Annotated in this window: 16 protein-coding genes; 8 read left to right on the plus strand and 8 right to left on the minus strand. The window is 44.7% G+C overall.

The window, feature by feature from the left end; genetic code table 11:
• The first annotated feature begins 74 nt into the window (after positions 1-74).
• The 3 genes from DKT75_RS05325 (at position 75) to DKT75_RS05335 (ending at position 1,970) form a co-directional block, all read left to right on the plus strand.
• The gene (locus DKT75_RS05325) at positions 75-656 is read left to right on the plus strand and encodes a TetR/AcrR family transcriptional regulator (RefSeq protein WP_109822394.1); all 582 of its coding nucleotides are present in this window, start codon (positions 75-77) and stop codon (positions 654-656) included.
• A 107-nt stretch (positions 657-763) separates the two neighbouring features.
• Positions 764-1,327, plus strand: a complete 564-nt coding sequence (locus tag DKT75_RS05330; RefSeq protein WP_109822395.1) for a carboxymuconolactone decarboxylase family protein — start codon at positions 764-766, stop codon at positions 1,325-1,327.
• 229 nt (positions 1,328-1,556) lie between these two features.
• Positions 1,557-1,970 (plus strand): universal stress protein, encoded by a 414-nt coding sequence (locus DKT75_RS05335; RefSeq protein WP_109822396.1) that lies wholly within the window; start codon positions 1,557-1,559, stop codon positions 1,968-1,970.
• Positions 1,971-2,015: 45 nt separating this feature from the next.
• Here DKT75_RS05335 and DKT75_RS05340 read toward each other — a convergent pair whose 3' ends face one another.
• The gene (locus tag DKT75_RS05340; RefSeq protein ID WP_245923095.1) at positions 2,016-2,246 is read right to left on the minus strand and encodes an HP1242/YdcH family protein; all 231 of its coding nucleotides are present in this window, start codon (positions 2,244-2,246) and stop codon (positions 2,016-2,018) included.
• Positions 2,247-2,525: 279 nt separating this feature from the next.
• Here DKT75_RS05340 and DKT75_RS05345 point away from each other — a divergent pair, with 279 nt between their 5' ends.
• The 5 genes from DKT75_RS05345 to DKT75_RS21920 all read left to right on the plus strand — a co-directional run bounded on the left by DKT75_RS05345 (position 2,526) and on the right by DKT75_RS21920 (position 6,866).
• On the plus strand, positions 2,526-3,815 hold the full coding sequence (locus DKT75_RS05345) for a UDP-N-acetylglucosamine 1-carboxyvinyltransferase (protein WP_109822398.1): 1,290 nt from the start codon (positions 2,526-2,528) through the stop codon (positions 3,813-3,815).
• Between the two features lie 28 nt (positions 3,816-3,843).
• A complete protein-coding gene (gene selD / locus DKT75_RS05350; RefSeq protein WP_109822399.1) occupies positions 3,844-6,015 on the plus strand; it encodes a selenide, water dikinase SelD in 2,172 nt (723 codons plus the stop codon).
• 20 nt (positions 6,016-6,035) lie between these two features.
• Positions 6,036-6,380 carry a DUF839 domain-containing protein gene (locus DKT75_RS21910; RefSeq protein ID WP_109822400.1) on the plus strand — a complete coding sequence of 115 codons (345 nt, stop codon included), beginning with the start codon at positions 6,036-6,038 and terminating at the stop codon, positions 6,378-6,380.
• Positions 6,381-6,399: 19 nt separating this feature from the next.
• Positions 6,400-6,492 carry a hypothetical protein gene (locus DKT75_RS22480; RefSeq protein WP_425451393.1) on the plus strand — a complete coding sequence of 31 codons (93 nt, stop codon included), beginning with the start codon at positions 6,400-6,402 and terminating at the stop codon, positions 6,490-6,492.
• 206 nt (positions 6,493-6,698) lie between these two features.
• A complete protein-coding gene (locus tag DKT75_RS21920; protein WP_245923097.1) occupies positions 6,699-6,866 on the plus strand; it encodes a hypothetical protein in 168 nt (55 codons plus the stop codon).
• 109 nt (positions 6,867-6,975) lie between these two features.
• Here the strand turns inward: DKT75_RS21920 and DKT75_RS05365 are convergent, their stop codons facing one another.
• The 7 genes from DKT75_RS05365 to DKT75_RS05395 all read right to left on the minus strand — a co-directional run bounded on the left by DKT75_RS05365 (position 6,976) and on the right by DKT75_RS05395 (position 12,461).
• Positions 6,976-7,380 (minus strand): GNAT family N-acetyltransferase, encoded by a 405-nt coding sequence (locus DKT75_RS05365; RefSeq protein WP_109822401.1) that lies wholly within the window; start codon positions 7,378-7,380, stop codon positions 6,976-6,978.
• Positions 7,381-7,495: 115 nt separating this feature from the next.
• Positions 7,496-8,275 (minus strand): L-iditol 2-dehydrogenase, encoded by a 780-nt coding sequence (locus DKT75_RS05370; protein WP_109822402.1) that lies wholly within the window; start codon positions 8,273-8,275, stop codon positions 7,496-7,498.
• 94 nt (positions 8,276-8,369) lie between these two features.
• Positions 8,370-8,786 carry a substrate-binding domain-containing protein gene (locus DKT75_RS05375; RefSeq protein ID WP_109822403.1) on the minus strand — a complete coding sequence of 139 codons (417 nt, stop codon included), beginning with the start codon at positions 8,784-8,786 and terminating at the stop codon, positions 8,370-8,372.
• Positions 8,783-9,430 (minus strand): LacI family DNA-binding transcriptional regulator, encoded by a 648-nt coding sequence (locus tag DKT75_RS05380; protein WP_109822404.1) that lies wholly within the window; start codon positions 9,428-9,430, stop codon positions 8,783-8,785. The genes DKT75_RS05375 and DKT75_RS05380 overlap by 4 nt, the downstream gene beginning before the upstream one ends.
• A gap of 268 nt (positions 9,431-9,698) precedes the next feature.
• The gene (locus DKT75_RS05385; protein WP_109822405.1) at positions 9,699-10,706 is read right to left on the minus strand and encodes an ABC transporter ATP-binding protein; all 1,008 of its coding nucleotides are present in this window, start codon (positions 10,704-10,706) and stop codon (positions 9,699-9,701) included.
• Positions 10,707-10,719: 13 nt separating this feature from the next.
• The gene (locus DKT75_RS05390) at positions 10,720-11,580 is read right to left on the minus strand and encodes a carbohydrate ABC transporter permease (protein ID WP_109822468.1); all 861 of its coding nucleotides are present in this window, start codon (positions 11,578-11,580) and stop codon (positions 10,720-10,722) included.
• 5 nt (positions 11,581-11,585) lie between these two features.
• Positions 11,586-12,461, minus strand: a complete 876-nt coding sequence (locus tag DKT75_RS05395; RefSeq protein ID WP_109822406.1) for a carbohydrate ABC transporter permease — start codon at positions 12,459-12,461, stop codon at positions 11,586-11,588.
• Positions 12,462-12,586 lie beyond the last annotated feature (125 nt).

Genomic DNA, 12,586 nt, shown 5'->3' on the forward strand with positions numbered 1-12,586 from the left:
CTTTAACCGATTTGACTTGTTTTGACCAACCAGTATAGACTTATTCCAACGACACCTCTTTTGATGAGTAGCTTATGCCTTGGGTAAAAACATTCGACACCAATATCGCGATTGATCGCGCCACTCAAGTATTTTGGGCAAAAGGCTATGAGTCGACCTCGCTGGCTGACTTATTAAAAGCGACTCAGATCAATAAAGGCAGTTTTTATAATGCCTTTGGCAGTAAAAAGTCACTCTTTACGCAGTCTCTGACGAAGTACGATCAAGAAAATAGGCGCGTCGCAATCACTCAATTAAGTGCTTTAAATGATCCCATTGTCGCTATTAGTCATTTCTTTGACATGGTGCTAGATGAGAGCGTGAACGATAAAGACTGCAAAGGCTGCTTTCTTATCAACACCGCACTGGACTCACCCAACCACGACGCAGATATTCAAGCGATTGTGAAAACCGGACTGATGGAGCTTCAAACGTTTTTTGAAGAACAAGTGAGTCTTGGCATTAGCACAGGTGTGATCCCTTCGGACAAGAACCCTAACGCGATCGCTAAGTCATTAGTGGCCCAACTTGTTGGACTCAGAGTGCTCGCTCGTGGTGTGTTTGATGTGGATAGCCTGACAACGATTAAGTCTCAAGCACTAAACCTGATCAAGTAAATATACCCTTAGGCATTTAAATAAATAAAGTTATTGACCGATAGGTACAAACTAAACTAACCTCTGTTTATACCAATCAGTACAAACAATTTAACAAGAGAATTAACATGACAACTTTTACAGTACACACACCAGAAACAGCTCCAGAAGGTTCTAAGCAAATCCTATCAGGCGTAAAGAGCGGACTTGGTTTTGTTCCTAACCTACTAGCAACAATGGCTGAAGCGCCTGTGCTACTTGAAGGTTACACAACGCTAGCAGGTATTCTTGATAAGTCTGACTTGTCAGAAACTGAGCGCCAAATCGTACTGCTTACAAACAACCGTTTGAACGGCTGCACATACTGCATGGCTGCTCACACAACACTGTCACAAATGGGTGGTGTTGATGACGTTGTTATCGAAGCACTACGTACAAACACACCAATCGCTGATGCAAAGCTAGAAGCACTTCGCACGTTTGCAGCAGTAATGAACGAGTCTCGCGGCTGGCCAGAAGCAGCTCAACTAGAAGCGTTCTTCGCAGCGGGTTACAAGCAGCAGCACGTACTAGAAGTGATTGTGGCGACTAGCTTGAAAGTTATGTCTAACTACACAAACCACATTGCTGAGACTGAACTAGACGACGCATTTGCTAAAAATGTTTGGTCTGAGTCTGACCTGAAAGCATAAAGTACTACGCTCTACTCCCGAGGCCGGTCATGACTGGCCTTGGGTTTCATATTCAGTACCCCTTAAAAAGTGATCTCTCACTTAGCATTTCGGACTCCGTCCACGTTCAACACCAAATGCACCTACCCTTGATTTACATCAACTCATCACGGCCACTCCTCGCTTATCATCAAACCATACCTGCAAAGGAATAACGTTTGTGACTTTGTAAAACCATAGGAGTATGACCATGTACAAGAACATATTAGTCCCTGTTGCCCCACATCATCCTGCCAATACTAAAGAAGCGATAGCCTTGGCTCAGTTACTAAAAGCCGAAGGCGGCAAGATCACTTTGATCTCTGTACTTGAGTCTATTCCTGGATATGCCACTCAATACTTACCAGCAGATCAATTAGAGAAAACAAAGGAAAAAACCAAAGCGCGTCTAGTTGAAGATGCTCAAGGCATCAGCGATGCGACGGTTAAAGTGTTAACTGCGGGCGGCTCTGCCGGTGCGACAGTGGTTGAGTATGCTAAAACCCATGACATGGATTTGATTATCATTGCTTCGCATAAACCAGGTTTGCAAGATTACTTTCTGGGGTCTACTGCGGCACGTGTTGTGCGCCATGCTGATTGTGCGGTACATGTTATTCGCTGATGTAACACCAGCGAATAACCGTTTCACTTAAGTCTTGCTCAGCCGCTATTTGTCGGCTTTGAGCATAGAATAAAGTTCATCTTTCAGACGTAAGCGTTTTACTTTTAATGTTTCAACGAAGTCGTCTGAAGGTGTTTCTATTTGCTGCTGAATTCGAATCATTTCATGTGCTAATTCATCGTACTCATCAAACAACTTCTTAAAGTGACCACCTTTAACTTTTAAGTCGTGGATTTCGTCGTGGTATTCAGGAAATTCCTGATGTAAATCGTGCATTTCACCAAACATATGCTTATTCCTTTTTTAATACTCAGTTATACCTTCGGTATTTGTTCTGGAGTAATTCCCAGAGATACCCTTTCAGTTATATAGACCTTAAAGATCGACTCCTTTATAGGCACAACTTCATAGTAGACCCAGCACGCAATCAGTGCATTGATATGAATCAAGAATGATCACTGAAAGAACCAATAAATCAGCCGTGTCACTAGACCATTCAACACGTTAGCGTGTATTGTCCCTATCAATAAAAATTTATACTGAGAACAATCCCAAATGGCATATATTGAAATACAAGGCGGCAAGCCTTTGTCAGGCAGAATCACTATATCTGGCAACAAAAATGCATTACTACCAATGGTATGCGGCAGTCTTTTAACGAGTGAACCGATTGAAATTTCAAATGTGCCAAAAATTTCTGATGGGTTAAAAATTCTCAAAATGTTCGAAAGTATCGGATCGGATGTTGTTCAAGATGACAACTCCATGAAAATAGATCACTTGAGTGACATTACACACATCAATTCTTCGCTGATTCCTGTCGGCATTCGTTCTGCTGTTCTGTTGTTTTCACCAATTATTTATAGAACGGGCCGCTTCGAGTTTGACCAAGATGCAAAAGGTTGTGCATTGGGTGTGCGTGAGATCGACCCTCATCTAGAAGTACTAAAAAGCTTTGGTTGCGACATCGCATACAACGGTCAAAAGTGCGTTATCACGTGTCTTGATGGTTTTAAAGGCGCAGATGTTTGGTTGGACTACCAGTCAGTTACGGCCACTGAGACTTTCTTGATGGCAGCGGTTGTTGCTAAAGGCACCTCAACGCTGACAAATGCTGCCTGCGAGCCTCATGTAAAAAGCTTCTGTGACTACCTAACAGGTATGGGCGCGAAAATTTCTGGTGTGGGTACGTCAATTTTAACGGTTGAAGGTGTTGAAAAGCTTTCAGGTGTTACTTGTCGCGTACCTGACGATCATCATGAAGCGGCAACTTATGCTGCGATTGGTGCGTCTACTGGCGGTATCCTGAATATCGAGACGCACATTTCCTCTGAAATGAAGCTGATTGTGCGTCAGTTCCAAAAGGTTGGACTAAACGTTTCTATTACAGAGACTGGCTTAGTCACTGGCCCTAGTAGTTTCCGTGTTCAGAAAAACTTCACTCCAGAAGTTATTACTAAGGTTGAAGCTGCGCCTTGGCCATACTTCCCTGCGGATATTTTGCCGCAGATTATTGGTGCTTCTATTCAATCTGAAGGTGAAGTGCTGTTCTGGAATAAGGTGTATGAAGGTGCGTTATTCTGGTCTTCAGAGCTGCAAAAATTTGGTGCGCGTGTTCACCTTTCAGACCCACACAGATTACTTATGATTGGCTCAGGTCAGTTGCGTCCAGCGACTGTTGAAGCGCCGTATATCATTCGTGTAGTGCTTGGCTTGGTTATCGCTGCGTTGCAAATACCGGGTGAGTCTGTTGTTAAAAAGGCGGATCCTATTGCACGCGCACATCCTGACTTTATTGAGAAATTGCAAAGTTTGGGTGCTGATATTCGCTGGGTTGAAGAGTAATAAACACCCATTAACGTAGAGTATGCCCATGAATTCACAAATACCTTTAACACGTGATGTAGTCCTAATCGGTGGCGGGCATACTCATGCACTAGTCTTGCGGAAGTGGGGCATGAACCCATTACCCGGTGCACGACTCACCGTGATAAACCCCGGGCCAACAGCACCTTACAGTGGCATGTTACCGGGCTTCATTGCCGGACATTACACACGTGATGAGCTGGATATTGATCTGGTTCGATTGGCACGGTTTGCTGGCGCTCGGGTGATTATCGGTAAAGCGACGGAGATTGATCGTAACGCTAAGTTGATTCATGTCACAGGACGTGAGCCGATTGCTTACGATATTGCGTCGATTGATGTGGGCATTAATTCGGATATGCCGGAGATTCCTGGGTTTATGCAACACGGTGTTTCAGTGAAGCCTTTGGATATCCTGAGTCAACGCTGGCCGCAGTATTTAGATCAAGTAGAAGGCACAGCTAACCTTGCGGTGATTGGTGGCGGTGTTGCAGGCGTCGAAGTGACGCTGGCGATGATGCATGCGCTAAACAGCCGAAATATAACGGCCAACATGAGCCTGGTTGATGCCACTGAGGTTCTTAGTGGTGTTGCGCCTCAAGCTAAAGCAAAACTGCTGCAACGATTAGCGGATTATAACGTTCGTTTACGGCCCCTAAGTAGAGTCGCAGAAGTGACTGCTGACGGCATAACACTTGTCAGTGGCGAGCCAATTGTCTCTGACTTTACCTTAGGTGCTGCGGGCGCGCGTGCTTATGACTGGATGTCAGATCTCGGTCTTGACGTGCATGATGGCTATATAGTCGTTGATGAGATGCTGCGCTCTAGTGACCCAACTATTTTTGCAGCTGGCGACTGTATGCATTTGCCAAGTAACCCTAGAGCTAAAGCCGGCGTATTTGCGGTTCGTGCTGCGCCTGTGTTGTGGCATAACCTGCGCTCGGTGCTAAGTGGCAACACGCTACATACATTCCGGCCACAGGGTGATTACCTGAAATTGATTTCGTTAGGCGATAAATCTGCTCTAGCGGAGAAGTTTGGTATTGCGTTGTCGGGCCCTGCGCTATGGCGTTGGAAAAATCAAATTGATCAGAAGTTCATGGATCAGTTCTACGAATACCCAACGATGAAGGTTGAGAAGCTACCTTCTGAAATGGCTGCGGGCGTGAGTGACCTACTAGCCGATGGAAAGCCAATGTGTGGCGGCTGTGGCGCTAAAGTTGGGCGTGATGTATTGGCTCGCGTGCTGAAAAAACTCCCTACTATAGACCGTAATGACGTTCTGTCTAAGCCCGGTGACGACGCGGCAATTATGCGTTATGGCGATAAATATCAAGTCATTACTAACGATCATTTACGGGCGTTTACCCAAGATATTTCGCTTCAATCACGCATCGCTGCGATACATGCAATGGGCGATATTTGGTCGATGGGCGCGCAGGCTCAAACCGTGTTATCTACGATTATCCTGCCGCGAATGTCTTCGGATATGCAGGAGCGTTATTTAACCGAAATAATGACCGCTGCATCGGAGGTGTTTGGTGCTCAAGGTGCTGAAATTGTGGGTGGCCATACTTCGCTTGGGTCAGAGTTGACGATTGGTTTTACCATCACGGGTATCTGCGAACATGAGCCTATTCAACTGTCAGGTGGGCAAGCGGGTGATGTGCTGATTCTGACCAAGCCTATTGGCACGGGCACGCTATTGGCTGCTGAGATGACGATGAAAGCGCGTGGTGCAGATGCTATCGCAGCGTTAAATGGAATGCAGCAAGACCAAGCGGCAGCGGCTGCAATTTTGCATGATGCACATGCAATGACGGATGTGACTGGTTTTGGTTTGGCGGGTCACTTGATGGGAATTTGTGAAGCATCGTGTTGTGCGGCTAAATTGGATCTTCAGGAAATTCCATTGCTAGCCGGTGCTGAAGCATTGGCTGAGCAAGGGGTGCGTTCTACCTTGTATCCGGATAACTTTGAAGTATCAACACTGATGTATTTGACGGAGCCAGACAGTGCTCGGACTGCGTTGTTATTTGACCCTCAAACTGCGGGTGGCTTACTGGCTGCAGTGAGTGCTGAAAGTGCGGATGAGAAGTTGGCGCAGTTATTAGACGCTGGTTATGCCGCAAAGAAAATTGGTGTCCTGCTTAAGGGTGACGGTTTTATTTCGGCATAGGACTAAAGGTTGGTGGCGGTATGGCTGCACTTAGCGCGATGGCTGGCTTCGGTCTTTCTGGTTGTAATCTCACTGATGATGACGATGACTCAGTCGCATCTAGAGTTGCTAATATTGACCAACAAGCAACGGTTAGCCTTGGTTTTCAATCAATTGATGGCGCTAAGCTAGACGCAGTGGTTGTACCTGCGGGTTATGTTGCACGCATTTTAGCGCCTTGGGGCACTTACCTAACGTGTGAAGAGAACTGGCCTGGTTATTTCTCTGATACAGGCACTCAATCAGCAGCGTATTGGTATTTCTTCAAGTGCAACGCGTTACGGTTGGGACACGATTACAGGTGTTTTTTATCTAACGCTGACTAATAATACAAACCGTACTGAAGTGACTGGCACAAACGCGGCTAACCCACCTCTAAACAACAGTTATGGTCATATCATTCGCTGGGAAGATTCTGACAATCAGGTTCATTTCTAGTGGGATATTTTTGTATTCGGTGCGTAAAGTGAAGATGACGAAGCGGCAAATATCTCAGGTCTAGGTGAGCTAAACCAATTTGCTACCCCAGACGGCTTGGTGTTTGATTATCGCGGTATTCTTTGGGTTCAGACAGACAACGGCGCGGATGAGGTGACTAGCTACGTTGTTTCTTCGTCAGTCCAAATGGTTGCGAAGTCACTGGCTTGACGTTTACACCTGACCACAAACACTGCTTCCTAAACATTCAACACCCTCGTAACTGGCCTTACAGTTTTGATGCGGCTGAGGAAACACCGACAGGTGTTGAAGTTCGTCCACGTGCTTCAACAGTGGTTATTTCTCGCATTGATGGTGGCGAGATTGGTGTGTAAAGAGTCCTTCTTTATATAAGCTAACGTCACACTATCTTGTGACTAAGCCCTACAATTTTCTCGGTTGTGGGGCTTTTTATGGCGTTTTTTATGGTGCGTTTTTAAGTCGTTAAACGCTAATTTCCATTTTAAAATAGGGAACACCTGACTTTAAAAACTCTTCTCCTTGCTGCTCCAATCCAAAACGCTGATAAAAACTAACGGCACTCGTCCGAGCATCACACCAAAAGCGCTCTACACACTCATCCCGCAAAGTCTCCATTATATGCGCAATAACCTGAGAGCCAATACCCTTCCCCTGACATTCTGGCAGCGTAGCGAACTTACGTAATCGAGCACTACGTCCATCAATATAAACAGACGCTACACACACCAATTCACCCTTAATAAAAGCACCATAGTGATTAGCTGTCTCATCTCCCTGAACCTGACAAAACGATGGTGGTTTACTAGGCCAAAGTACCTGATGCCTTATTAGCAAAGCGTCTTGCCACTGGATTGTTTCTATCTTCATTTATACCCTTTTAAGCCGCAAATAAACGAGCTTTTCAAACAAAAAAGCACCCGTCACATTACATAACGGGTACTTTAAAATTACAACGCACTTCAAGAAGTAGTCATACAAACCATCAACTCATCCACTGACCACCGTCAACGTTATAAGTCTGCGCAACCACATAGTCAGAATCACTACTCGCAAGGAAAACAGCCATTCCAGTGAGATCTTCAGCAACGCCCATGCGTCCAAAAGGGACATTAGCGGCCACTTGCTTTTTCTTTTCACCTGGCTGTAAATTTTCGTGTTTGGCAAAAAACGAATCCACAATATCCCAATGCTCACCATCAACCACACCCGGCGAAATAGCATTCACGTTAATGCCGTACTGGATCAAGTCCAAGCCAAACGACTGAGTTAAACTAATAATTGCTGCTTTAGTAGAACAATACACCGCCACTAACGCTTCACCACGGCGCCCTGCCTGACTTGCCATATTAATGATTTTACCGCCCTCGCCTCGCTCGATCATGTGCTTGGCAGCGGCCTGCAACATAAACAACGAACCCGAGACATTTACCGCATAGAGCTTATCGTAATCTTCACGCGTAATTTCAACCGTTGGCGCAGCACTAAATAACGCGGCGTTATTAATGAGAATATCAATTTTACCTAAATGCTCAACCGTCTCATCAACACATGCGTCGATGCTTTCCTGTTTAGTCACATCGAGGGCAATCGCAGTACAGTGTTCACCGAGTTGGTCAGCGGTTAGTTGCGCTCGATCGATATTAATATCAGCAATGACGACGCTAGCACCTTCGTCAAGATAGCGCTCAGCAAAGCTACGACCAATGCCACGTGCAGCACCTGTAATTAAGGCCACACGGCCTTCTAAACGTTTATTCGTCATTGAAAATACCTCAGAAATTCACACGGAAAAGTGCAGTCGCACTTACAGGTAATCGGTATGTACCTCTACGGACGTAGAGGTCGTATTAAAACTGTTAAGCTGAGTCGCGTAACTTCAATTGCACACTAAACAAATGTTCAGCAGACGCTGACTTTGCGTCATTTTTTGTCAGGTCACGAAGACAATCAACAGCCGTTCTAGCGATCTGTTTAACGTCTTGAGATACGGTTGTCAGTGACGGCCACACATAACTACTTAAGGCATGGTCATCATGACCAGCCACACGTAAACCACCTTGTTGACCCGCACGATCACTAAATAAAGCCGCTTCGTTACCCGCGCGTAACACGCCCATAGCAAGTCGGTCATTAGAACATAAAATCGTTGCATCTTTGTACTCACCCTTCGCAAACAACCCTTTCATAAGGTTATAAGAGTAAGCTTCAAAGTTACCGTATTCGCCATTCCATTCGTCTGACAGCACTTCAGGCTCAAAGCCAAGCTCCGTCATACGTGCCTTATGCCTGCTTCACGCTCCAAAGCGTTACTGTTAGTTACTGACGGCATACTCAGAAAAACAGGTGGTTTTCCAGAGCGTGATAGGTAGTCCACCATCAGGTGAATACTTTGTTGATTATCTGTGCCAACGAATGGAAACTGATTTTCCAAACCGGGGCATCTAGCATCTACAAACACAAGCGGAAGCTGTCCTTGAAGGCGCTTAAATTGGGTAGAATTTTCTTTAGAACCCACCGGAGCAATGATGATGCCTTCAGCATTCATCGAGCGAAAGTTCTCAACGGCTAACAATTCCTTTTCAGGATCGTCATGGGTATTTTGAATCAGAATCGAATAATCTAATTCTTTGGCACGCAGTTCGATTTCTTGCAACAACTCCATGAAGTAGAAGTCATTAACATGCGGAATAACAACACCGAATAAACGTGTGTTACGTCGATTCATGTTTCGAGCAAAAAAGTTTGGAACGTAATCTACTTCAGACAAACCTTTCTCGATCCTAGCGCGCATTGAATCGCGAACGGATGACTGGTCTGCAAAGTACTTGGATAGAGTGGGCCTAGAGACACCAATCTCTATAGATAACTCCTCCATTGTCTTAATTTGTTTCATTTTCTCGCTGGGTTGTTTAGTCATTTCGGGTAGCCTAGCATTCAATTCTAACGCATGTATATGGAACTCTATAGTGTCGCCACTACAGTGAAAATAAAAAAACGTAGAAACTGTATATATTCCGATCAGCCTTTCTACATTTGCTCCATTTGCTCCATTTGCTCCATTTGCATACAATTCTCAGGAAAATCAATCATTAGAACCTGTGACAACCCTATCGTGCAGTTTACCACAGGCTCTAAAGATCAAGTACGGCTATAAATTGTTATGACAATTCCAGCAAAGCGACGCTTTACAGAGCCAGCCCTTCTGAATCAAAACGATGTACTCGGCTAGCGTCAAACTCTACGCCAACTGTATCGCCAATTTTCAGTTCAGTACGTACATACTGTCTAACAATTATCTGGTGCTTGCCGGCAATTTTCATATGGATCAACGTCTCATTACCTAAAGACTCAACCAACTCAACAACACCACTAAGTGCTGCGCCTTCTGCACCAACTGCTTTCATATGCTCAGGACGAATACCCACTTCAGCAGAACCTTCAGCGACAGCTGGTAAGAAATCAGCCGGTAGAAGGTTCATCTGAGGCATACCAATAAACTGAGATACAAAACGGTTTTTCGGATGATCATAAAGGTCTAGTGGTGTACCCACCTGCTCAATAATACCGTCACGTAATACAACCACTCGATCTGCCAACGTCATCGCTTCAACTTGGTCATGCGTTACATAGACAGTGGTTGCACCCAACTCTCTGTGTAGTTCTGCAATCTCAACTCGAGTTTGACCACGTAGTGCCGCATCCAAGTTAGATAGTGGCTCATCAAACAAGAAGACTTTTGGAGAACGAACAATCGCACGACCGATAGCGACACGTTGACGCTGTCCACCAGACAACATCTTAGGCGTACGCTTTAGGTAAGCCGTCAGGTCTAGTTTTTCAGCAGCCTTTTCAACTTTCTCTTGAATCTCAGCTGGGTCAACCTTAGCTAGACGCAATGCAAAAGACATATTGTCTTCAACCGTCATGTGCGGATATAGCGCATACGACTGGAATACCATTGCTAGATCACGCTGAGCTGATGGAGTCGTCGTAATGTCTTTACCATCTAGAATCAACTCACCACCATTGATGACTTCAAGTCCTGCAATCATTCGAAGCAGTGTCGACTTACCACAACCTGACGGCCCAACAAATACGATGAACTCACCGTTTTCGATTTCTAGGTTAACGCCTTTGATTGCGTGTAATTTACCGTAGTACTTGTCTACGTTTTGTAATTTTAAAAATGCCATGTCTAAAAAACCTTTATTTCACTGCACCGAAAGTTAATCCCTGTACCAACTGCTTCTGGCTGAACCAACCAAAGATAACAATCGGAGCGATGGCCAATACTGATACTGCAGATAACTTCGACCAGAACAAGCCTTCAGGACTTGAATATGAAGCTACCAAAGAAGCTAGCGTTCCTGCGTTTGCTGATGTCAAGTTCAAGACCCAGAAAGCCTCATTCCATGACAATACTAAACACAGTAATCCTGTCGATGCCAAACCACCCATCGCAAGAGGAAGTAGTACATATCTAAACTCTTCCCAAAGTGTTGCACCATCCATACGTGACGCTTCTAATATCTCACTTGGAATCTCTTTAAAGTTTGTATAAAGCATCCAAACCATAATCGGTAGATTCATTAGCGTGAAGATAATGATCAGTGCGAAGACGTTATCTAGTAAGCCCAATTTTTGGCATAGAAGATAGATCGGAATCAATGCACCAACAGCTGGCATCATCTTTGTAGATAGCATCCACATAAGGATGTTTTTCGTCTGTTTCGTTGGGTTAAATGCCATGCTGTAAGCAGCAGGCGTAGCAATCATTAATCCTAAGATCGTAGAACCCACACTTGTTACAACAGAGTTCCAAGCAAAGCTAAAGTAGTCACTTCGCTCTTGTACTTCTGTGTAGTTCTCAAGCGTTGGTTCAAATATCCATAAGCTTGGCACCGCAATGGCTTGAAGCTCAGTCTTGAACGACGTCAGGATCATGAAGAAAATAGGGAAAAACATTAGTAACGCAACACCGTACGACGCTACGGTGCGAGTAATCATCGCCCCATTCCAAGTATATTTTCCAGTTCTTACTGGCTTTTTAACTGTAGTAGTACTCATAATCATCAGTCCAAGTTTTTGCCGACAATGCGGATTAGGAAAAACGCAACGATGTTAGCCAGAATGATGGCGAACATAGCACCAGCAGAAGCTGAGCCTACATCAAAGTTCACAAGTGCTTCGTTATAAATCAAGTATGCCAAGTTAGTACTTTGAGTACCTGGGCCACCATTGGTAGTCGTAAATATCTCAGCAAAAACACTTAATAAGAAGATCACTTCGATCATAATTACTACCGTAATAGCACGAGCCATATGTGGTAAGTAAAGATATCTAAATTTTTGTAAATACGTCGCACCATCTAGGTCTGAAGCTTCTAGCTGCTCACGGTCCATTGACTGTAGAGAAGTAATGAAGATCAAACATGCAAATGGCATCCACTGCCAACTCAACATAAGAATGACTGAGAAGAGTGGTAAATCTTGGAGCCAGTTAACGGGTTCGAGCCCAAAGAAGGTCCAGACCTGCGCTAGCACACCATAGATTGGATTCATCATCATATGCTTCCACAACAAAGCATTTACCGTAGGCATGACGAAGAACGGAGAAATTAATAATATACGTACAAAGCTCTGGCCCGGAAAAGGGTCATTGATCAGCATTGCAATCGCTAAACCAAAAGCTACTGTGATAAATACCGTACTACCAAGCAGTACTAACGTATTTAAAACTGCATCAGTAAAGGCAGGGTTTGTAACAAAGAATTCATAGTTAGCCCAACCGACAAAACCTGTTAGCTCGGGAGACATTAAATTATAACGAATAGCGGAGAAATAGAGTGTCATTCCTAGAGGAACTAACATCCATAACAATAGCGTAGCTACTGCTGGGGACAATAATAGTCTTGGAACGAACCGATTACCTGCTGAGGATGACTGCATCTCTTGATACCATTTTCGGACAGGGGTTTAAGAAAGACACAACTGGAAAGTCATACAAACACAAAAGTATATTGGCGGTGAGGTATCCACATCGCCCCCCACCCTCGGAAGGTAAAAAATAGGGA

The sequence above is a fragment of the Leucothrix arctica genome (genome assembly GCF_003172895.1).
GTDB classification, from domain to species: Bacteria; Pseudomonadota; Gammaproteobacteria; order Thiotrichales; family Thiotrichaceae; genus Leucothrix; species Leucothrix arctica.

Coding starts and splice junctions, on each gene's coding strand:
- DKT75_RS05380 (WP_109822404.1), bottom strand. CDS start 9,430: ATGACTAAACAACCCAGCGAGAAAATGAAACAAATTAAGACAATGGAG.
- DKT75_RS05390 (WP_109822468.1), bottom strand. CDS start 11,580: ATGAGTACTACTACAGTTAAAAAGCCAGTAAGAACTGGAAAATATACT.
- DKT75_RS05345 (WP_109822398.1), top strand. CDS start 2,526: ATGGCATATATTGAAATACAAGGCGGCAAGCCTTTGTCAGGCAGAATC.
- DKT75_RS05340 (WP_245923095.1), bottom strand. CDS start 2,246: ATGCACGATTTACATCAGGAATTTCCTGAATACCACGACGAAATCCAC.
- DKT75_RS05335 (WP_109822396.1), top strand. CDS start 1,557: ATGTACAAGAACATATTAGTCCCTGTTGCCCCACATCATCCTGCCAAT.
- DKT75_RS05375 (WP_109822403.1), bottom strand. CDS start 8,786: ATGACGGAGCTTGGCTTTGAGCCTGAAGTGCTGTCAGACGAATGGAAT.
- DKT75_RS05325 (WP_109822394.1), top strand. CDS start 75: ATGCCTTGGGTAAAAACATTCGACACCAATATCGCGATTGATCGCGCC.
- DKT75_RS05330 (WP_109822395.1), top strand. CDS start 764: ATGACAACTTTTACAGTACACACACCAGAAACAGCTCCAGAAGGTTCT.
- DKT75_RS05365 (WP_109822401.1), bottom strand. CDS start 7,380: ATGAAGATAGAAACAATCCAGTGGCAAGACGCTTTGCTAATAAGGCAT.
- DKT75_RS05370 (WP_109822402.1), bottom strand. CDS start 8,275: ATGACGAATAAACGTTTAGAAGGCCGTGTGGCCTTAATTACAGGTGCT.
- DKT75_RS05395 (WP_109822406.1), bottom strand. CDS start 12,461: ATGCAGTCATCCTCAGCAGGTAATCGGTTCGTTCCAAGACTATTATTG.
- selD (WP_109822399.1), top strand. CDS start 3,844: ATGAATTCACAAATACCTTTAACACGTGATGTAGTCCTAATCGGTGGC.
- DKT75_RS21910 (WP_109822400.1), top strand. CDS start 6,036: ATGGCTGCACTTAGCGCGATGGCTGGCTTCGGTCTTTCTGGTTGTAAT.
- DKT75_RS05385 (WP_109822405.1), bottom strand. CDS start 10,706: ATGGCATTTTTAAAATTACAAAACGTAGACAAGTACTACGGTAAATTA.